The organism is Brevundimonas sp. 'scallop', assembly GCF_011045535.1.
Lineage (GTDB): Bacteria > Pseudomonadota > Alphaproteobacteria > Caulobacterales > Caulobacteraceae > Brevundimonas > Brevundimonas vesicularis.
The window spans coordinates 467,319-485,745 of the sequence record NZ_CP039382.1; the positions used below are offsets into that span (position 1 = coordinate 467,319).

Below are 18,427 nucleotides of genomic sequence, written 5' to 3' on the forward strand. Positions count from 1 at the left end.
GGAAGGCCATGGCCGTTACCCCTCTGATCTGCCCGTCGATCCTCGCCAGCGATTTTGCGCGGCTGGGTGAAGAAGTCCGCGCGCTTGAGGCGGCGGGCGCCGACTGGATCCACGTCGATGTGATGGACGGGCATTTCGTACCGAACATCACGCTTGGACCCGACATCGTGAAGGCGATCCGACCGCACACGACCTTGCCGTTCGACGTGCACCTGATGGTCGCGCCGGTCGATCCATGGCTGGAGGCGTTCCGCGAGGCGGGCGCCGATGTCCTGACCGTTCACCCTGAAAGCGGGCCGCACCTGCACCGCACCCTGGGTCGCATTCGCCAGCTGGGCGCCAAGGCAGGCGTCGTGTTCAACCCGGCGACGCCACTGTCGATCCTGGAAGAGGTGGTCGATTTGGTCGATCTGGTGCTGATCATGTCGGTCAATCCGGGCTTCGGCGGTCAGAAGTTCATCGACAGTTCGCTGAAGAAGATCGCGGCGGCGCGAGCCATTCTCGACCGCGCCGGTTCGACGGCTCACCTTCAGGTGGACGGCGGCGTGACCTCCGCCAACGCCGCAGCCTGCGTCGCCGCCGGCGCCGATGCGCTGGTCGCCGGCTCGTTCGTGTTCAAGGGCGATTACGCGGCCAATATCGCCGCCCTGAAAGCCGCGTCGGCCCCTGCTCAGAGCCTCTCGTGAGCCCGCTCGGCCCGTTCGCCCCGCGGGGCCAGGAAACGACGCTGGACGTCGCCTCGGGTCAGATCCCCGGCCTGCCTGGCGCGCCGGTGCGCACGCCGGTGCGGTCGGGCGACACGATCGCAGGACCCGGCCTGTGGCCCGCCATCGCCGGACGGTTGGCGACGCGGCAGCTGTGGATCGAGCTTTACGGTCTGCCCGGCTACGGCCTGACGCTTGGGGCTCCGCTGGGTGGGGGCAAGGTGACGGCGTTCGCCGCCACGCCGCGCGATTTTCGCCCGCACGATCCCGCGCCGGGCCGCAATGTTCTGGCCGGACGTTTCATGTTGGCAGGCGCTTCAATGGAGGTCGAACCGCCGTCCGATCCGTGGAACCGGCCCAGTCCCTCGCGGCCCTTTGCGGTCGAGCTTCACGCCTTCGCCTGGTTGCGGGGCCTGATGGCGCAAGGCGACCGTGGCGCGCGCGAGGCGCTGCGTCTGACCTTGGCCTGGGCCGACGCCTTTGCACGGTGGTCGCCCTTCGCGTGGGGACCGGAAATCCTGGCCCGGCGGGTCGTCAATCTGGCGTGCGGCGCACGGCGGATGGGCGCCGTCGCGACCGAGGCCGAGCGGCTGAAACTGGCCGATAGTCTGGCGCGCCAGACCCGACAGCTGCTGCGTCCGCCCGGCGGTCTGGCCAGCCGGGCCGAGCGGTTGACGGCGGCGGCCATCGGCGGCTGCGTGCTGGCGGGGGCGCCAGGGCAGAGCTTGCGCCGCCGCGCGTTGTCGCGGCTGGACGGCGCCCTGAAGACCACGGTGCAGGCCGATGGCGGCCACGCCTCGCGCAGTCCCGAGGCGGGGCTTGAGCTGCTGCTTGACCTGTTGACACTGGACGACGCCCTGTCGCAACTGTCCGAACCGACGCCGGAGAGCGTCTCGGCCGCCATCGCCCGGCTGACGCAGGGCCTGCGCCTGCTGACCTTGCCCGATGGTCGTCTGGCCAGCTTCCAAGGCGGCGGCCCCTCCACCATTGAACGCGTCGCGGCCGCCCGCGCCCACGACGACGAAGCGGTGGCCAGCAGCGACGATACGCCTACAGGGACCGGTGCGGTCGCCGGCCTGACGCGCATCGCCAGCCCGCTGTTGACCATCATCGCCGACACAGCCCCGCCGGCGCGCGACGCCTGGGGGGCGGCCGCCTGCGCCCAGCCGCTGGCGTTGGAAATCGCCTGCGGCAAGGATCGTCTGGTGACCGGCTCGGGGTGGACGCCGGCCTCCACCGACCGCCAGGCCCTGCGGCTGACGCCGGCCCATTCGACCCTGACCCTGGGCGAGCGGTCGCTGAACGAACCGCTGGGCGGCTGGAAGGGTGAGCTCTTGGGCCCGCGCCTGGTCGGACCGCCGATCCATGTGACCACCGACCTGCGCGACGGAGACGGCGCCGTCTGGCTGGAGATGGAACACGACGGCTGGAATGAGTTGTTCGGCCTGAACCATCAACGCCGGCTCTATCTGGACCAGCGCCTGGACGAGTTGCGGGCCGAAGAGAAGCTTTTCACCACGCCAGGCCGCAAGGAGATGGTGCGCCAGATCGCGGCCCCCTACGCCATCCGCTTCCATCTGGAGCCGGGAGTGCAGGCCTCGCTGGCGCGCGACCGGCGGTCGATCCTGCTGCGCGGCGCCTCGGGCCGGGGCTGGTGGTTCAGGACCGACGGACCGGACGTGGCCATCGAGCCCAGCGTCCATATCGACGCCGGCCTGACCCGCCGCTCCCTTCAGATCGTGGTGCGCGGCTCGGCCCGCACCGACAGCGAGACCAAGATCCGCTGGAAGTTGAGCCCGGCCGGCGCAAGCGGCGAACCGACCTGAAACCGTCCGTGGGGTGACGGCGAAGCGGTTTGGGTCTAGACGGCGCGCCATCCTCCCCTGCCATCACGGACGCCGCCCATGCCCGCCGCTCCCGACTTTCCGCCCGCCCCTGATCGGGTCAAGCCGCAACGCGCCCTGATCTCCCTGTCCGACAAGGCCGGGCTGGGGGACGCAGCCCGCACCCTGCACGATCTGGGCGTCGAACTGGTCTCGACCGGCGGTACGCGCGCGGCGATCGAGAAGCTGGGCCTGCCGGTCAAGGACGTGGCCGATCTGACGGGCTTCCCCGAGATGATGGACGGCCGGGTCAAGACCCTGCACCCCATCGTTCACGGCGGCCTGTTGGGCGTGCGTGACGCGGCCGACCATGCCCAGGCCATGAGCGACCACGGCATCAGCGCCATCGATATCGTCTGGATCGACCTTTATCCGTTTGAAAGCACCGTCGCGGCCGGCGGCGCGTTCGAGGCGGCGGTCGAGAATATCGACATCGGCGGCCCGGCCATGATCCGCTCGGGCTCCAAGAACCACGGCTATGTCGCCGTCGCAGTCGACGGCGAGAGCATCGGCCTGATCCTTGAGGCGCTGAAAGCCGAAGGCTCGACCGATCTGGCCCTGCGCAAACGCCTGGCCGCCCGCGCCTTCGCCCGCACCGCCGCCTATGACGCCGCTGTCTCCAGCTGGTTTGCCGGTCAAATCGAGGATGCCGCCCCGGCCCGCAAGTCGATCGCCGGATCCCTGGCCCAGACTCTGCGCTATGGCGAGAACCCGCATCAGACGGGCGCCTTCTACCGTACCGGCGAGCGTCGTCCGGGCGTGGCCTATGCAGAACAGGTTCAGGGCAAGGAACTGGGTTACAACAACATCGCCGACGCCGACGCCGCCTATGAGCTGGTCGCGGAGTTTGAACAGCCGGCCGTCGTCATCGTCAAACACGCCAACCCGTGCGGCGTGGCCGTGGGCAAGGATCTGTCCGAAGCCTATGCCCGCGCGCTGGAGTGCGACGCCGTCTCGGCCTTCGGCGGCGTGATCGCGGTCAACCGTCCGCTGAACGGCGATGACGCCCGCGCCATCACCGGCATCTTCACCGAGGTCGTCATCGCCCCCGGCGCCGACGACGAGGCCAAGGCCGTCTTCGCCGCCAAGAAGAACCTGCGCCTGCTGATCACCGACGGCCTGCCCGATCCGCATGGGCCGGGCGAGGTGTTCCGCTCGGTCGCCGGCGGCTTCCTGGTCCAGAGCCGCGACCGGTCGCTGATCAAGCCGTCGGACCTGAAGATCGTCACCCAGCGCCAGCCGACGCCGACCGAGATCCAGGACATGCTGTTCGCCTTCACCGTGGCCAAACACGTCAAGTCCAACGCCATCGTCTACGCCAAGGACGGCCAGACCGCCGGCATAGGCGCGGGCCAGATGAACCGCCGCGACAGCGCCCGCATCGCCGCTATTCGCGCAAAGGAAGCCGGAGAAGCCAAGGGTCTGACCCAGTCCTTGGCCGAGGGGTCGGCCTGCGCGTCCGAAGCCTTCTTCCCCTTCGCCGACGGCTTGCTGGAAGCCGTCGCGGCCGGGGCCACGGCGGTGATCCAGCCCGGCGGCTCGATGCGAGACGCCGAGGTCATCGCCGCCGCCGACGAGAAAGGCATCGCCATGGCCTTCACCGGCGTGCGGGTCTTCAGGCACTAATCTTGGAAGGAAGGGCGCTAACGCTCGACGCGCGGCATCGGACTGCTTGAGCGCCCTTCTTCCCGCTTTAAAGCGCGCCTTATCGTGACTGGACGACTGCCGTCAGCCGTGATGCTCTGACGTCTTTCCCGCGTTGGAGCGTCCCATGACCGTGCTGATCCGCCCTGAAGGCCAGACCGCCGACGACCTGAAACTGAGCCGTCGAACCCTGGGTGCCTTGGGGGGCTTGCTGTTTTCCGGCTATGCGGTCGCGGCCCTGGCCAAGGAAGCCAAGCCCATCACGACCGACGCCGAGGGTCTGTCCACCGAGACCGTGACCTATGCCGCCCCGGACGGGTTCCAGCTTCCGGCCTATGTCGCCCGGCCGGCGGGCGACGGCCCGTTCCCGGTCGTGGTGGTGGTGTCCGAGATCTTCGGCGTCCACGAATATATCCGCGACATCTGCCGCCGTCTGGCCAAGCAGGGATACGCCGCCATTGCGCCGGCCTTCTTCGTCCGGGTCGAGGATCCCGCGCCGCTGTCGGACATGCAGCGGATCATGCAGATCGTCGGGGCGGCCAACTATGAGCAGGTGATGGGCGACCTGTCAGCGACGCTGGAATGGGCCAGCCAGCAGTCGTGGTCCAAGGACGGAAAGGTCGGCATCACAGGCTATTGTTGGGGCGGCAAGGTCGTGTGGCAGGCGGCGGCCCGCTTCGCCGCCATCGGCGCCGGCGTGGCTTGGTACGGCCGTCTGGCGCCCGCCGCAGACGCCACGCCGGTTCAGATCTCATCGGGCCAACCCTGGCCGGTCGACATCGCCGACGATCTCAAGGCGCCCGTGCTCGGCCTGTACGGCGGCAAGGATCAGGGCATCCCATTGGCCAGCGTCGAACGGATGCGCGAGGCCCTGGCGCGCGCCGGCCAGACCGGCAGCCAGATCATCGTCTATCCCGACGCCCAGCACGGCTTCCACGCCGACTACCGCGCAAGCTACTCGGAAGCAGACGCCAAGGACGGCTGGTCCAAATTGCTGGCGACGTTCGATAAAGCGTTAAAGAATTAGGGCGTTACTGGTGCCAAGGCTGCGGGGAGCAGCCCGAGTATGGGAGGGTAGGGCGTGAACGGATTGCGGCTTCGCGGGGCGATCGTCCTGGGTATCGGCCTGCTGTTTCTGCCTCTCGCAGCGTGCGGAGGCGGTGGTGGAGGCGGTGGCGGCGGCGGCACGATCACGCCCCCCGTTCCTCCGCCCCCGCCACCCCCGCCGCCTCCCCCACCTCCGCCCCCACCACCGCCTCCGCCGCCGCCCCCTCCTTCGGTCACGTCGAGCGAGTATCTGCGGAACTACGGCCTGGCCAATATGAAGGTCCAATCCGCTTGGCAGGCCGGGGCGACTGGAGCCGGCGTCACCGTCGCCGTCGTCGACTCCGGCATTGCAAATACCTTGCCAGAGTTGGAGGGGCGTATCTCCAGCGCCTCGACGGACATCGTCCTGGGGCGCAATACGCCCTATGTGGCGTCAAGCAGCCACGGCACGCGCGTGTCGGGCGTGATCGCCTCGAACTTCAACGGGTTCGGCACGATCGGGGTGGCGTACAATTCGACCATCCTGTCGATCCGCACCGATATCTCTGACTGTACGGACAAGAATACCGAGGTCTGTTTCAGCAGTTCGGATCTGGTGCGCGCGCTGGACTACGCCGTCGCCAATGGCGTCAAGATCATCAACATGTCGCTGGGCGGCGATGGGCGGCTGGGCTCGGCGTTCGAGTCGGCGCTGTTGCGCGCGGTCAACTCGGGCGCCGTGATCGTGGCCTCATCGGGCAATGACGGAAACGCCAATCCGGGCTGGCCCGCGCGTTACGCCATCGACCCCCGGTTTGCTGGCAGCGTCATCGCGGTCGGATCGCACGGTGCGACCGATGCGATGTCCAGCTTCTCGAACCGGGCAGGGGATACGGCGGCCGGCTATATTTCTGCGCCGGGCGAGGATGTGATCACTGGGTGCGAGGGCACGTCGTGTTGGCGCGTCAACGGCACATCCTTCTCGGCGCCGCATGTGTCCGGCGCGCTCGCTTTGCTGATGCAGGCCTTCCCCAATCTGTCGGCGCGTGCCGCTCTGGATATCTTGCTGACGACCGCACGCGACGCCGGCGATCCCGGCACGGACATCGTTTATGGGCGCGGCCTGCTGGACATGGCCGGCGCGTTCAGACCGGTCGGAACGACCTCGACGCCGATGGCGGACGGAAGCTCCATCGTCAGCATGAGCGAACCGGGCAGCTTCGTCGGCGCGGCGTTCGGAGACGCTTTCGGTCGCCAAACGGCGCTGAACACGGTGCTTTACGACGCCTACGATCGGATGTTCGCCGTCCAACTGGGCGGCGCCTATCCGACTGCGCCGAGCCGATCCTATCAGGCGGCGCCGTTCGAGCAGAATACCACGGCGACAACCAGCCTGGCTCTGCCGGGCGGCGGTCAATTGAACTTGATCGCGGCCCAACCCAGCGCTCGACCCGACCCGATCACGCCTCGTCACGATCTGTATGATGCGCCCTGGATGGGGGACGAGCCGCGTCAGGAGGCGATGCTTGACGTCTCCACAGGCCGTATGAATTTTTCGGTCTGGCAAGGAAAGGGCGGGGCGACATCGCCGTTCAACGGCGCGGCGGGCGACGGTTTCGCCGCCTTGGCCCAGGCCGACCACGCAGTGCGGGGCGCCCTGCGGTTCGGCGCGGTGACGGTCTCGGGCGAAAGCGGAGGCGGCGATCGCCGGATGCCGCTGCGTCGTGTCGAGCAGGACGCCTCGACCTATAGTCGCGCGGCGATCGGATGGCGCGGAGCGGAGGGCGGTCTGTCGTTCAGCGTCGGCGCCCTGGATGAACGTCTCGGACCCTTGGGCGCCTTCCTGCCGGGTGGGTCCGACTTCGCCCTGCCGTCACGGACCAGCTTCTATTCGTTGGGTGGCGACTGGACCCTGCGGCCGGGCCTGAGCCTGATCGGCGAGGCGGGGATGGGGTCTACGCGGATTGAGGGTCGGTTCCTGTCGATGGATCAGGCGGCGATCAGTTCGAATTGGCGGCTGGGGCTCTTGACGGGCTGTTCGATGATCTGTGACCGGATCAGCTTGACCCTGGCTCAGCCGCTCAGGATCGAGCGCGGAACCTTCTCGGCCATGCTGGCGGATGTTCCTGTCGAATATTTCGATCCGCTGACCTATTCGCGCCGCAGCTTCTCGGCGACGCCCAGCGGCCGCCAGATCGACTTTATCCTCGGTGGCGAACGTCGGCTGTGGGATGGGTCCAGCATGACGCTGCAAGCGGTCGCCAGCCGCGCGCCGCGCCATGTCGCAGACGCGCCGCCGGAGTTCGCCTTGATCGGAGCCTGGCGGCGTCAGTTCTGACCGACGCCGCCTGAAGGCCGCGGATCAGGCCTTGCCGTCGAAGGCCTGACCGTCGGCGACGGGGGCGGCGCCATAGGGGTTGGGAGTTTGGGTGCCGGATCCCTTGGCGGCGACGACCACCATGGCGGGGCGCACGGTGCGGCCGAACAGTTCAAAACCGGACTGCATGGTCTGGATCACCGATCCGCCGGGCACGGTCTCGGACGGCTGTTCCATCATCGCCTGGTGGAGATGCGGATTGAAGGCCTCGCCGGCCTGGGGCGCGACGCGCTTCAGGCCGTTGGCGTCGAAGGCTTGCAGCAGGGCCTTCTGCGTCAGTTCCAACCCGGTCACCAGACCGGCGGTCGCGCCCTCGGCGTCCTTGGGCGCAGCCATCAGGGCGCGTTCCAGATTGTCGGCGACGCCCAGCAGGTCCTTGGCGAAGCGCTGGATGGCGAAGGCGCGGGCGTCATTCTGCTGCGTTTCCGAACGGCGCTTCAGATTCTCCATCTCGGCGGCGACGCGCAGGGCGCGGTCCTTCCATTCGTCACGCTCGGCGATCACGGCGTCCAGCGGCGCCAGATCGTCTGACGGATGAGCGTCCAGGCCGTGTTCGGCGTTGGTTTCGGCCATGTCGGCGTCCACGGCGTTTAGTTCGTCGTTAAGGGGCTTGTCGCTCACTTGTCGTTCCCGTCCAGCATCCGGCCCAGCACCCGGGCGGTATAGTCCACCAACGGAATGACACGGGCGTAGTTCAGTCGTGCGGGGCCTATGACGCCGATGGCGCCAAGAACCCGCTGTCGGCCGCTCATATAGGGCGCCGCGATCACGGCGGAACCCGAAAGTGAAAACAACCGTGTCTCGGCGCCGATGAAAATGCGTACGCCCTGCGCCGCATCGACGCCGTCCAGCAGGCCGATCAGCTGTTCCTTCTGCTCCAGATCATCGAAAAGGACGCGGACCCGCTCCAGATCGGCCAAGCCTTCCCGGTCCTGAAGCAGGTTGGCGCGGCCCCGCACAATCAGGGCGCGCTCGCGATCCTGGCCGCCGGACCACGCAGCGAATCCGTCCTCGACCAGGCGGGCGGCGGTCTGGTCCAGTTCACGCCGTGCGATTTCCAACTCCTGGGTCATCTCCCGCTTGGCGTCGGCGAAAGGGCGGCCGCGCAGGCGGGCGTTCAGAAAGTTGGAGGCCTCGACAAGAGTCGAAGGCGTGACGCCTGCCGACAGGGTCATGATGCGGTTTTCGACCGTGCCGTCGTCAGCGACGATGACCGCCAGGGCCTGATCGCCGCCCAGGGCGACGAACTCGACATGTTTGACGCCGGAATCACGGACCGGGCTCGATACGACGCCCGCGCCGCCGGCCAGGCCTGACAGCAGGTTCGAGGCCTCGTCCAAGGCGGACTCGAAGTTCCGGCCGCGTCCGGCGAGCCGCCCGTCGATCTCGCGACGCTCTTCCTTGGTCAGGTCGCCGACTTCCAGCAGGCCGTCGACGAACAGGCGAAGGCCTGCATGGGTCGGGATGCGCCCGGCCGAGGTGTGGGGCGCCGCCAGCAGGCCCGCGAGGGTAAGATCCTGCATGGTGTTGCGGATCGAGGCAGGCGACAGGGCGATGCCGCCCAGCGACAAAGTCCGCGACCCGACCGGCTCGCCTGTCTCCAGATAGCTTTCCACGATGCGACGGAAGATGTCGCGCGCCCGCGCATCCAGCCCCGCCAGTCCCGCGAGGGACTGGCCGGCGTCGAACGGCGGGTTTTTCGGGGCATACAGGCTCACGGTTTCAGGATAAGCACCGCCGCGACAGCTTCCAAGGTCAGACTTCCAAGGATCCCTCCCATGCGCCATTCGCAACGCACCGACGATCAACTGCGTCCCGTGACCATCGAGACCGGCGTCAACCGCTATGCCGAGGGTTCGTGCCTGATCAGCTTCGGCAACACCAAGGTGCTGGTGACCGCCTCGATCGAGGACAAGGTGCCGGGCTGGATGCGCAACACGGGCCAGGGATGGGTGACCGCTGAATACGGCATGCTGCCCCGCGCCACCCACACGCGCGGGCGTCGTGAAGCCGCCGCCGGCAAACAGTCGGGCCGCACGCAAGAGATCCAGCGATTGATCGGCCGCTCCCTGCGCGCCGTGGTGGACCTCAAGGCGCTCGGCGAACGTCAGGTGCTGATCGATTGCGACGTCATCCAGGCCGACGGCGGCACCCGCACGGCGTCGATCACCGGCGCCTGGGTCGCCATGAGCCTGGCCCTGAACTATCTGCGCGACGAGGGCGTGCTTAAGGCCGACCCGATCACGGATCAGGTGGCGGCCGTATCGTGCGGCGTCTGCGACGGCGTGCCGGTGCTGGACCTGGATTACGAAGAGGATTCCGAGGCCGAGGCGGATTCGAACTTCGTCCTGACCGGCTCCGGCCAGATCGTCGAGGTCCAGGCCACCGGCGAGAAGCGCGGCTTCTCGCGCGCCGAGTTCGACCGGCTGTTTTCGCTAGCCGAGATCGGCTGCACCGAACTGTTCGCCCTGCAGAAAGCGGCCTTGGCGGCGGTGAAGCGATAGGGGGTTTCACCTCGGGGCGCGGACGGGCATCCTCGTCCGGTCAGTCCTGACCGGAGACAAGTCGATGCGTCGATCCCCCTGGCTTTCGATGGCCGCCTGCGTTGTGTTGATGGCCGGATGTCAGCGCGCTGATCCAGCCGATCAGCCTGGGTCCGGAGACACGGCGGCAAGCAGCAACGTCATCGACGCGGTTCCATTGGCGCCGGACGCTCCGCCGCCTGCCCCGCCCGCCAAGCCGGCGGCTGCGGAGAAGGAAGCCGCCAAACCGGCCGAGGACCCCGAGGCCAGCATTCCCGAAGGACCGGACATGCCCGCTCAGCCGGTGCCGGTCAGCGAGGTTCCTTGCCGCGACGCCATAGGCGCCGCCGCCTCGGCCCGGCTGGTCGAGCGCTGCATTCAGGTCAGCCCGGCGACCCGCCCGCCCTGCAACGCCGCCAACCCCTGCGACCTCATCCAGGGGGAGATCGACCGGTCCTGCAAACTGTGGGCACGCGACGGCGACCCGCCGGCGGCGTGCAAGCCTTAGGCTGAGCGCACCGCGCCCGCCACATCGGCCACCACCCGCTTCACCAGCGCCTCGTCGTCGCCCTCGGCCATGACGCGGATCAGTTTTTCCGTGCCCGATGGCCGCACCAGCAGGCGGCCCGAGCCGTTCAGCGCCGCCTCGGCCTCGGCGATGGCGGCCTTGACCGTGTCGGTTTCCAGCGGCTTGTCGGCGGTGAAGCGAACGTTCTCCAGCTTTTGCGGAACGGGATCGAACTGGCGGGCCAGTTCGCTCATCGGCTTGCCGGATTCGACCAGGACGGCCAGCACCTGCAGCGCCGCCATCAGGCCGTCGCCGGTCGTGGCGTGGTCGTGCAGGATGATGTGGCCCGACTGTTCGCCGCCGATGTTGAAGCCGCCTTCGCGCATCCTTTCCATGACATAGCGGTCGCCGACCTTGGTCCGCTCCAGCGTCAGGCCTTCGGACTTGAGTTTGCGCTCCAGCCCCAGGTTGGACATGACGGTGGCCACCACGCCCCCGCCGGTCAGGAGGCCGCGCCTAGCCCAGTCCAGGCCGACCAAGGCCATGATCTGATCGCCGTCCACGACCCGACCCGTCTCGTCGCAGATGATCAGTCGGTCGGCGTCGCCGTCCAGGGCGATGCCGATATCGGCGCGGTAGCGTTTGACCGCATCGGCCAGGGTCGCCGGATGGGTCGAGCCGCACTCGGCGTTGATGTTGGTGCCGTTCGGGGTCACGCCCACGGGGAAGACTTCGGCGCCCAGTTCGAACAGGGTGGTGGGCGCGACCTTGTAGCCGGCGCCGTTGGCGCAATCGACGGCGATACGCAGCCCTTGCAGCGTTAGCCGCTTGGGGAAGGCCTGTTTGGCGATCTCGATATAGCGGGCCTGGGCGTCGTCGATGCGTTTGACCCGGCCTAGCTTGTTCGACGGCGCCAGGCCTTGGTCCAGACCCTGGTCCATCATGGCCTCGATCTTCAGCTCGATCTCGTCCGAGAGTTTGTAGCCGTCCGGCCCGAACAGCTTGATGCCGTTGTCGGCATAGTTGTTGTGCGAGGCCGAGATCATCACGCCCAGATCGGCGCGCATCGACCGGGTCAGCATGGCCACGCCGGGCGTCGGGACGGGACCGAAGGTGCGCACGTCCATTCCGACCGAAGCGAAACCGGCGACCAGGGCTGGCTCGATCGTATAGCCGGACAGGCGCGTGTCCTTGCCGATCACCACAAGATGGCGGCGGTCGTCGTCGGTGCGGAACAGTTTCCCTGCGGCCAGACCCACGCGCAGCGCGACCTCGGCCGTCATCGGATAGGTGTTGGCGCGGCCGCGAATGCCGTCGGTGCCGAAATATTTTCTGTCGCCCAAGGTGCGGTCCTTTGTTTCGGGTAACGTTCCGAAACCCCTTTTTTGATGCGGTCCGCCTTAAGATTGCATAGACGGCCGATGGGGCTTGATCTGTGGCTTAGCCCCGGATCGCCGCCAGTGCAAAGCGGCGCCCTTTTCCTGATTTCTCGGAGCCTTCGCTCATGTGCGGCATCATCGGCGTCACCGGCAATGGTCCTGTCGTTCCCCGGCTGATCGACAGCCTGAAACGGCTGGAGTACCGCGGCTATGATTCCGCCGGCGTCGCCGCCGTCGTGGACGGCTCGGTCGAGCGCCGCCGCGCCAAAGGAAAGATCCGCAATCTGGAGGCCGTTCTGGTCGAGGAGCCGATGACCGCGACGGTCGGCATCGGCCATACCCGCTGGGCCACGCACGGCGCGCCCACGACCGCCAACGCCCACCCACACAAGGCCGGTCGTGTCACCCTGGTCCATAACGGCATCATCGAAAACTTCGCCGAGCTGAAAGCCGAGCTGGCCGCCGAAGGCCATGTCTTTGAAAGCCAGACCGACACCGAGGTCATCGCCCACCTGCTGGACGCCGAATTGAATACGGGTCGCGCGCCGCTGGAGGCGTTCAAGACCACTCTGGATCGCCTGACCGGCGCCTATGCGCTGGCGGTGCTGATCGACGGGACGGACGACCTGATCCTGGGCGCGCGACGCGGCAGCCCCTTGGTGGTCGGCTGGGGCGAGGACGAAATGTATCTGGGCTCGGACGCGCTGGCCGTCGGTCCGTTCACGCAGAAGATTTCCTATCTGGAAGAGGGCGATTACGTCGCCGTGACCAAGGCCGGCGCCCAGATGTTCGACGTGGCGGGCAAGCCGGTCGAACGCGCCATCGTCCAGGTCTCGGCCTCATCGGCCATGGTCGAGAAGGGCGAATATCGCCACTTCATGGAGAAGGAAATCCATGAACAGCCCGACAGCGTCCAGCACACCCTGTCGGAATATCTCGACCTGGTGACCGGCAAGGCCAAGACCAATCCCGTCGATTTCGCCGCCATCGACCGCCTCCAGATCGTCGCCTGCGGCACCGCCTTCTACGCCGGCCAGATCGGCCGTTACGCCTTCGAGAAGCTGGCGGGCCTGCCCTGCGACGTCGAGATCGCGTCGGAGTTCCGCTATCGCTCGCCGGCCGTCTCGAAATCTACCCTGGCGGTCGCCGTCAGCCAGTCGGGCGAGACGGCCGACACCCTGGCCAGCCTGACCTGGTGCAAGACGCAGGGGTTGCAGACCGCCGCTGTCGTCAATGTTCACTCATCCTCGATGGCGCGCGAAGCCGCCGTCCTGTGGCCCACCCATGCCGGACCCGAGATCGGCGTCGCCTCGACCAAGGCCTTCACCGCCCAGGTTGCCGCGCTCTTGGCTCTGGCCGTGGCGGCGGGCGTGGCGCGCGGCCGGATCGATGCGGCTCACGAGGCCGAACTGGTCAAGGCTCTGTTCGAAAGCCCGCGCCTGATCGCCGAGGCCCTGACGATGGGCGACAGCATCCGCGCCGTGACCCACGATCTGTCAAAGGCGGACGACGTCCTGTTCCTGGGGCGCGGGGCCATGTTCCCGCTGGCGATGGAAGGCGCGCTGAAGCTGAAGGAGATCAGCTATATCCACGCCGAGGGCTTTGCCGCCGGAGAGTTGAAACACGGCCCCATCGCCCTGATCGACGAAGAGACCCCGACCATCGCCCTGGCTCCGCTTGACGATGTGTTCGAAAAGACCGCGTCCAACCTGCAGGAGGTCGCCGCACGGGGCGGCCCGGTCATCATGATCGCGCCGGAAAAGGCACCCGATCCGCACGGCGCCGGCATTCGCCGCATCCACGCCCCCGACTGCCATCCGCTGATCGCGCCTCTGGTCTATGCCGTGCCGGTGCAGCTGCTGGCCTATTACACCGCCGTGCAGAAGGGCACTGACGTGGATCAGCCCCGCAACCTGGCAAAATCCGTCACGGTCGAATAGGCCTCGTCCGTCATCCGCCGCAGGGCCTCTGCATCGGTGATCTGGATCGCGCCGCGCCGCAGCCGCACGGCGCCGGCGGCGCACAGTTCGGTGCAGGCGGTCGATATGCTGGCGCGTCGCACAGCCATCAGCTGCGACAGCTCTGTTTGACGCAGAGCGAGGACGTCGCCTCCATTTCGGTCGTGGACGTCGAGCAATAGGGCGGCCAGGCGCTGGCTGACTTTTAATGTGGCGTGGCGCGAAAGCTCAGCCTGAAGGGCGATGTTGCGACGGCGAAGATCAATCAGCGCCAACTCGACCAGACTGTCGCGATCGATCTTTTGCGCCAGCTTGCGAGCGGAGACGGTCAGGTATCGTCCGGTCGTCAACCAAACGGCCGACTCTGGCCCACCCCCACCTAATACAGCGTCGAAGTTGATCACGTCGTCGCTGGACGCCAGCCCATGCGACAGAGCGCCGTCGAGCCCGATCCGCGCCAAAACGCCGGACAAAATCAGCGTGACGACGGCTTCGCCATTCTGTGTGGTTGAGGTTCGCGCACCAGCCTCGGCGAAGAACGCGTCGCCTTCGTCCAGGCCCTGAACTGCGAGGGCAGACAACAGAGCGTGCGCGAGGTTCGACTGGGACATGCCCCGTCTAGACGGCCGATCGCCGGTGTGTGCGATAACATGCGTTAAGCGATCAGACGGGCTCTGATTGCAAGCGCAGATAGGTGGGGTCGAATTCAGCGATCTCGGCCAAGCGGCGCCAGTCGAGAATATCGATCCGCCCACCCGCCCAGGCGACGACCCCCTCGCTGCGGAGCTCGGAAATCAGACGGCTGACATGGACGGTCGAGAGGCCGAGCGCGTCACCCAGCGACGTTTGCGTCAGGGGAAGATCGAATGACAGATCACCCGTCTGTCCGACGGCCTGGAGGCGAAGGTAAAGCTCGCACACCAGATGCGCCAGATGGCCCAGACCGCTCCGTCGGCCCATGGCTACCAGCCATTGTCGATGGATGGCGGCGTCGATGATGGTGTCCAGCCAAAGCAGTCGGCCCAGGTGTGGATGTCGTTCGGTGATATCGATCAAGCCGCTGTGCGGCGCCTCTGCGATCACGCAGTCGGTCAGGGCGACGACGCCGTGATCCATCTGCTTCATCAACAGGCTGTGCAGGTCGATGAAGTCGCCCGACACATTGATCTCGGTGATCTGACGCGCCCCATCTTCCAGAGTGGAATAACGGGCCGAAAAGCCTGAAATCAGAAGGGTGCTGTGAAGCGGGCGGGTGTGCTCGCGCACGATATCGCATCCGGCGGAGACGGTTTTGGGCGCATCGAGGACAGCGCGTAACGCCTCTATTTCTTCGGGATTGAGCCGGTCCCGGAGCGACAACTTATCGACCAGCGTGGTGATTTTTGAGGCGCTGCCAGCCTTGGTCATCACGCGTCCCCCGTCAATGTCCAGCCCTCGGGCGCCTGATCGGATGCGGAGGCCGTGACGCTGACGACCGTTCGACCCTCGGTGTCCGTGACGATGACGCTGAAGGCGCGGGTCGTCCAGAACGATGCGCCCCGATAGCGCAGGATTTCGCCCAGCACGGCGACGGCTTCCTCGCGCGCCGCATCAACGCTCCTCAGTTCCTCGCCCTGATCGTCGCGGATGCAATCTCCGTTCTGGGTATGGAAAAAGTAACGCGGCAATCTTCCCTCCTGGCCTCAGCCGAAAGGGAAGCGGTCACGGGCGCGATTGGTTCAGTCCGCTGTGATCTTTCAGATTTCCTGGTTGAAGGCGCCGATTTCAGGATAGGCGGCCAGGCGCGGCTTGATCTCCTTGCGGAACAGATCGCGCATATCGTCTTCGGATCGCATGCTCTCGACCACCACGACCAATTCCGGCTTATTGGACGAGGCACGGACCAAGACCCATGAGCCGTCTTCCAGATGCACGCGAACGCCGTTGACGGTGATGGCCTCGATGATCTTGCGGCCCAGGATTTCGCCACCGGCGTCGGCCAGATCGGAGTATTCCTTCACGATCCGTTCCAGCACGCCATACTTCAGCTCGTCGTCGCAGTGGGGCGACATGGTCAAGCTGGTCCAGGCGTCTGGAAGGGCCGACTTCAGTTCGCTGAGCTTTTTACCTGGATTGCGATCCAGCATGGCCAGAACGGCCCCGGCTGCGACCAGCCCGTCGTCGTAGCCGTGGCCTAGATCGCCGGCCATGAAGAAGTGGCCCGATTTTTCGAAGCCGGCCAGGGCGCCCAGTTCGGCGGTCTTGCGCTTGATGTAGGAGTGGCCCGTCTTCCAATAGACGACCTCGGCGCCGTTCGCCTTGAGCACCTCATCGGTCTTATAGAGGCCGGTCGATTTCACATCGACCACGAAGGTGCTGTCCGGATAGACCTTGGACAGGTCGCGGGCCAGCATCAGGCCGATCTTGTCGGCGAAGATCTCCTCGCCCGTGTCGTCCACAACGCCGCAACGGTCGCCGTCGCCGTCGAAGCCAAGGGCGAGATCTGCGCCCGTCTCACGCACCCGCTGAGCCATCTGCACCAGCATGGCGTGATCTTCCGGGTTCGGATTATATTTGGGGAAAGTGTAGTCGAGGTCGGTGTCCATCTCGATCACCTCGACGCCCATCCGGCGCAAGGCGTCGGGGGCGAAGGCGCCAGCCGTGCCGTTGCCGCAGGCGCAGACGACCTTCAAGGGACGCTTGATCTGCACCTTGGAGGCCACGTCGGCGACATAGGTTTCGCGGAAGTCATCGATGCGCACCAGCTTGCCGCCGGGGCGGGCCACGCCCTCGCCGTTCAGCACGATTTCTTTCAGGCGGCCCATTTCCACCGGGCCAAAGGTCAGAGGCTTGTTTGCCCCCATCTTCACGCCGGTCCAGCCGTTCTCGTTGTGACTTGCGGTGACCATGGCGACGCAAGGCGCGTCCAGCTCGAACTGACCGAAATAGGCCATGGGCGACAGGGCCAAGCCTACGTCCAATACCTCCATCCCGCCTTCCAGCAAGCCCAGAATCAAAGCCTGTTTGACGCTGAGGCTGTAGCCTCGGAAATCATGTCCGGTGACGATCTTGGGCGCCACGCCGATCTCATGGACATAGGTGGCCAGGCCGAGACCCAAGGCCTGGATGCCGAGGAGGTTGATCTCTTTTTCCAGAATCCAACGCGCATCGTATTCACGGAACCCGGTGGGCTTAACCAAGGCCTGGGTTTCATAAGCGGCCGTGTTCGGCTTCAGGTCCTGACGGGGCTTGAGCATGGTGGTAGTCCTTGGTTGTTTCAGTTGGATTGCCGACCGATCAGGCGGCCGCGCGCTTGCGGATGCGGGCGATGCGGCGCAGGCGCCGCCAGAACCGTCCGCGCTCGGGTTCGGGATAGGGTTGCAGGTTCTCGACGAACTGCTCGGCCGAGGCGCGCCAGCTGAACTTTTCCGCATAGGCGCGCACAGCCTTGCGATCCAGCTCAAGGCATTTCATGCAGGCGCTCCTGAGGTCCTTGTCGATTGCGCCTGCGTTCGATCCCGGAATGATGTCGATCGGGCCGTGAGCCGGATAGGCCGCGACCGGCGTGCCGGCGGCCATGGCTTCCAGAATCACCAGGCCGAAGGTGTCGGTCCAGCTGGGGAAGACGAAGACGTCGGCATCGCGGAAACAGCGGGCCAGATCGTCGCCGAATTTGGCGCCGAGGAACTTGGCATCCGAATACTTCTCTTCTAGCTCGGCGCGGGCCGGGCCATCGCCGACGACAATCTTGGTGCCGGGCAGGTCAAGTTGCAGGAAGGCCTCGATGTTCTTCTCGACCGCCACACGACCGACGTTCAGGAAGAAGGGCCGCGGCCAGTCCTTGCCGCCAAGTTCGTCGTAGATGCGCTCCAGGTTGGGATTGAACACATCCGTGTCCACGCCCCGCGACCAGGGAGAGACGTTCTTAAATCCGTGCTCGACCAGTTCGTCGCGCAGGGTCGGCGTCGCCACCATCAGACGTCCCGACGGCTTGTGAAACCACTTCATATAGGCGTAGCCGACCTGAACCGGGATCGGGAAACGCGCCGAGACATATTCGGGGAATTTGGTGTGATAGCTGGTCGTGAACGGCAGCTTCCATTCCACGCAGATGCGCCGCGTGGCGATGCCGATCGGACCCTCGGTGGCGATGTGCACGGCCTCGGGTTCGAAGGCCCGCAGCATCTCGCGGATCTCTTCTTCCGCCCCGAGCGCCAGCCGGATCTCCGGATAGGTGGGGCAGGGGATGGTCTTGAACAGACTAGGTTCGATGACCTCGACCTCATGACCCATGCCGCGGCATTCCGCGACCGTGCGCGTCAAGGTGCGGACGACGCCATTGACCTGAGGTTCCCAGGCGTCGGTGGCCAGAACGATGCGCATTGAGGCGGGCGGACCCTGAGCCGTTGAGTAAGGGCGGAACTTCTAGACGGTTCGAATGACGAAG

General features: G+C 66.5%; 16 protein-coding genes. 8 read left to right on the forward strand and 8 right to left on the reverse strand.

Annotated elements, in window-relative coordinates:
• Nucleotides 1-8 precede the first annotated feature (8 nt).
• The 5 genes from rpe (at nucleotide 9) to E4341_RS02280 (ending at nucleotide 7,595) form a co-directional block, all read left to right on the forward strand.
• Nucleotides 9-686: a ribulose-phosphate 3-epimerase gene (gene rpe / locus E4341_RS02260; RefSeq protein ID WP_165114842.1), complete on the forward strand. Its 678-nt coding sequence runs from the start codon at nucleotides 9-11 to the stop codon at nucleotides 684-686.
• Entirely contained in the window at nucleotides 683-2,530 is a 1,848-nt protein-coding gene (locus E4341_RS02265; protein ID WP_165114844.1) for a heparinase II/III family protein, read from the forward strand. Before rpe ends, E4341_RS02265 begins: the two co-directional genes overlap by 4 nt.
• A 78-nt stretch (nucleotides 2,531-2,608) precedes the next feature.
• The gene (purH, locus tag E4341_RS02270; RefSeq protein ID WP_165114846.1) at nucleotides 2,609-4,213 is read left to right on the forward strand and encodes a bifunctional phosphoribosylaminoimidazolecarboxamide formyltransferase/IMP cyclohydrolase; all 1,605 of its coding nucleotides are present in this window, start codon (nucleotides 2,609-2,611) and stop codon (nucleotides 4,211-4,213) included.
• A gap of 145 nt (nucleotides 4,214-4,358) precedes the next feature.
• A complete protein-coding gene (locus E4341_RS02275) occupies nucleotides 4,359-5,258 on the forward strand; it encodes a dienelactone hydrolase family protein (protein WP_165114848.1) in 900 nt (299 codons plus the stop codon).
• Between the two features lie 294 nt (nucleotides 5,259-5,552).
• Nucleotides 5,553-7,595 carry a S8 family peptidase gene (locus E4341_RS02280; RefSeq protein WP_165114850.1) on the forward strand — a complete coding sequence of 681 codons (2,043 nt, stop codon included), beginning with the start codon at nucleotides 5,553-5,555 and terminating at the stop codon, nucleotides 7,593-7,595.
• Nucleotides 7,596-7,619: 24 nt separating this feature from the next.
• Here the strand turns inward: E4341_RS02280 and grpE are convergent, their stop codons facing one another.
• Nucleotides 7,620-8,207 carry a nucleotide exchange factor GrpE gene (gene grpE, locus E4341_RS02285; RefSeq protein ID WP_370458476.1) on the reverse strand — a complete coding sequence of 196 codons (588 nt, stop codon included), beginning with the start codon at nucleotides 8,205-8,207 and terminating at the stop codon, nucleotides 7,620-7,622.
• Nucleotides 8,208-8,251: 44 nt separating this feature from the next.
• Nucleotides 8,252-9,346: a heat-inducible transcriptional repressor HrcA gene (gene hrcA / locus E4341_RS02290; RefSeq protein ID WP_055754458.1), complete on the reverse strand. Its 1,095-nt coding sequence runs from the start codon at nucleotides 9,344-9,346 to the stop codon at nucleotides 8,252-8,254.
• A 66-nt stretch (nucleotides 9,347-9,412) separates the two neighbouring features.
• Here hrcA and rph point away from each other — a divergent pair, with 66 nt between their 5' ends.
• Both rph and E4341_RS02300 read left to right on the forward strand, forming a co-directional pair.
• Nucleotides 9,413-10,138 carry a ribonuclease PH gene (gene rph, locus E4341_RS02295; RefSeq protein WP_055754224.1) on the forward strand — a complete coding sequence of 242 codons (726 nt, stop codon included), beginning with the start codon at nucleotides 9,413-9,415 and terminating at the stop codon, nucleotides 10,136-10,138.
• A gap of 64 nt (nucleotides 10,139-10,202) precedes the next feature.
• Nucleotides 10,203-10,664, forward strand: coding sequence for a hypothetical protein (locus E4341_RS02300; protein ID WP_165114854.1), 462 nt, complete (start codon nucleotides 10,203-10,205; stop codon nucleotides 10,662-10,664).
• Here E4341_RS02300 and glmM read toward each other — a convergent pair.
• Nucleotides 10,661-12,007, reverse strand: a complete 1,347-nt coding sequence (glmM, locus tag E4341_RS02305) for a phosphoglucosamine mutase (RefSeq protein WP_165114856.1) — start codon at nucleotides 12,005-12,007, stop codon at nucleotides 10,661-10,663. The genes E4341_RS02300 and glmM overlap by 4 nt on opposite strands.
• A 161-nt stretch (nucleotides 12,008-12,168) precedes the next feature.
• Here glmM and glmS point away from each other — a divergent pair, with 161 nt between their 5' ends.
• Nucleotides 12,169-13,983 (forward strand): glutamine--fructose-6-phosphate transaminase (isomerizing), encoded by a 1,815-nt coding sequence (gene glmS / locus E4341_RS02310; protein WP_165114858.1) that lies wholly within the window; start codon nucleotides 12,169-12,171, stop codon nucleotides 13,981-13,983.
• Here glmS and E4341_RS02315 read toward each other — a convergent pair.
• The 5 genes from E4341_RS02315 to E4341_RS02335 all read right to left on the reverse strand — a co-directional run bounded on the left by E4341_RS02315 (nucleotide 13,944) and on the right by E4341_RS02335 (nucleotide 18,363).
• Complete coding sequence (locus E4341_RS02315) at nucleotides 13,944-14,612, reverse strand: Crp/Fnr family transcriptional regulator (protein ID WP_165114860.1); 669 nt, start codon at nucleotides 14,610-14,612, stop codon at nucleotides 13,944-13,946. The genes glmS and E4341_RS02315 overlap by 40 nt on opposite strands.
• 52 nt (nucleotides 14,613-14,664) lie before the next feature.
• Nucleotides 14,665-15,408 (reverse strand): Crp/Fnr family transcriptional regulator, encoded by a 744-nt coding sequence (locus E4341_RS02320; RefSeq protein ID WP_165114862.1) that lies wholly within the window; start codon nucleotides 15,406-15,408, stop codon nucleotides 14,665-14,667.
• Nucleotides 15,408-15,668: a hypothetical protein gene (locus E4341_RS02325; protein ID WP_066628951.1), complete on the reverse strand. Its 261-nt coding sequence runs from the start codon at nucleotides 15,666-15,668 to the stop codon at nucleotides 15,408-15,410. The genes E4341_RS02320 and E4341_RS02325 overlap by 1 nt, the downstream gene beginning before the upstream one ends.
• 69 nt (nucleotides 15,669-15,737) lie before the next feature.
• Nucleotides 15,738-17,237, reverse strand: a complete 1,500-nt coding sequence (locus tag E4341_RS02330; RefSeq protein WP_165114864.1) for a phosphomannomutase/phosphoglucomutase — start codon at nucleotides 17,235-17,237, stop codon at nucleotides 15,738-15,740.
• 40 nt (nucleotides 17,238-17,277) lie between these two features.
• Nucleotides 17,278-18,363 (reverse strand): glycosyltransferase family 1 protein, encoded by a 1,086-nt coding sequence (locus E4341_RS02335; protein WP_165114866.1) that lies wholly within the window; start codon nucleotides 18,361-18,363, stop codon nucleotides 17,278-17,280.
• Nucleotides 18,364-18,427 lie beyond the last annotated feature (64 nt).

Coding starts and splice junctions, on each gene's coding strand:
- grpE (WP_370458476.1), bottom strand. CDS start 8,207: ATGGCCGAAACCAACGCCGAACACGGCCTGGACGCTCATCCGTCAGAC.
- E4341_RS02280 (WP_165114850.1), top strand. CDS start 5,553: ATGAAGGTCCAATCCGCTTGGCAGGCCGGGGCGACTGGAGCCGGCGTC.
- E4341_RS02330 (WP_165114864.1), bottom strand. CDS start 17,237: ATGCTCAAGCCCCGTCAGGACCTGAAGCCGAACACGGCCGCTTATGAA.
- E4341_RS02275 (WP_165114848.1), top strand. CDS start 4,359: ATGACCGTGCTGATCCGCCCTGAAGGCCAGACCGCCGACGACCTGAAA.
- E4341_RS02320 (WP_165114862.1), bottom strand. CDS start 15,408: ATGACCAAGGCTGGCAGCGCCTCAAAAATCACCACGCTGGTCGATAAG.
- rph (WP_055754224.1), top strand. CDS start 9,413: ATGCGCCATTCGCAACGCACCGACGATCAACTGCGTCCCGTGACCATC.
- E4341_RS02300 (WP_165114854.1), top strand. CDS start 10,203: ATGCGTCGATCCCCCTGGCTTTCGATGGCCGCCTGCGTTGTGTTGATG.
- purH (WP_165114846.1), top strand. CDS start 2,609: ATGCCCGCCGCTCCCGACTTTCCGCCCGCCCCTGATCGGGTCAAGCCG.
- rpe (WP_165114842.1), top strand. CDS start 9: ATGGCCGTTACCCCTCTGATCTGCCCGTCGATCCTCGCCAGCGATTTT.
- E4341_RS02335 (WP_165114866.1), bottom strand. CDS start 18,363: ATGCGCATCGTTCTGGCCACCGACGCCTGGGAACCTCAGGTCAATGGC.
- E4341_RS02315 (WP_165114860.1), bottom strand. CDS start 14,612: ATGTCCCAGTCGAACCTCGCGCACGCTCTGTTGTCTGCCCTCGCAGTT.
- glmS (WP_165114858.1), top strand. CDS start 12,169: ATGTGCGGCATCATCGGCGTCACCGGCAATGGTCCTGTCGTTCCCCGG.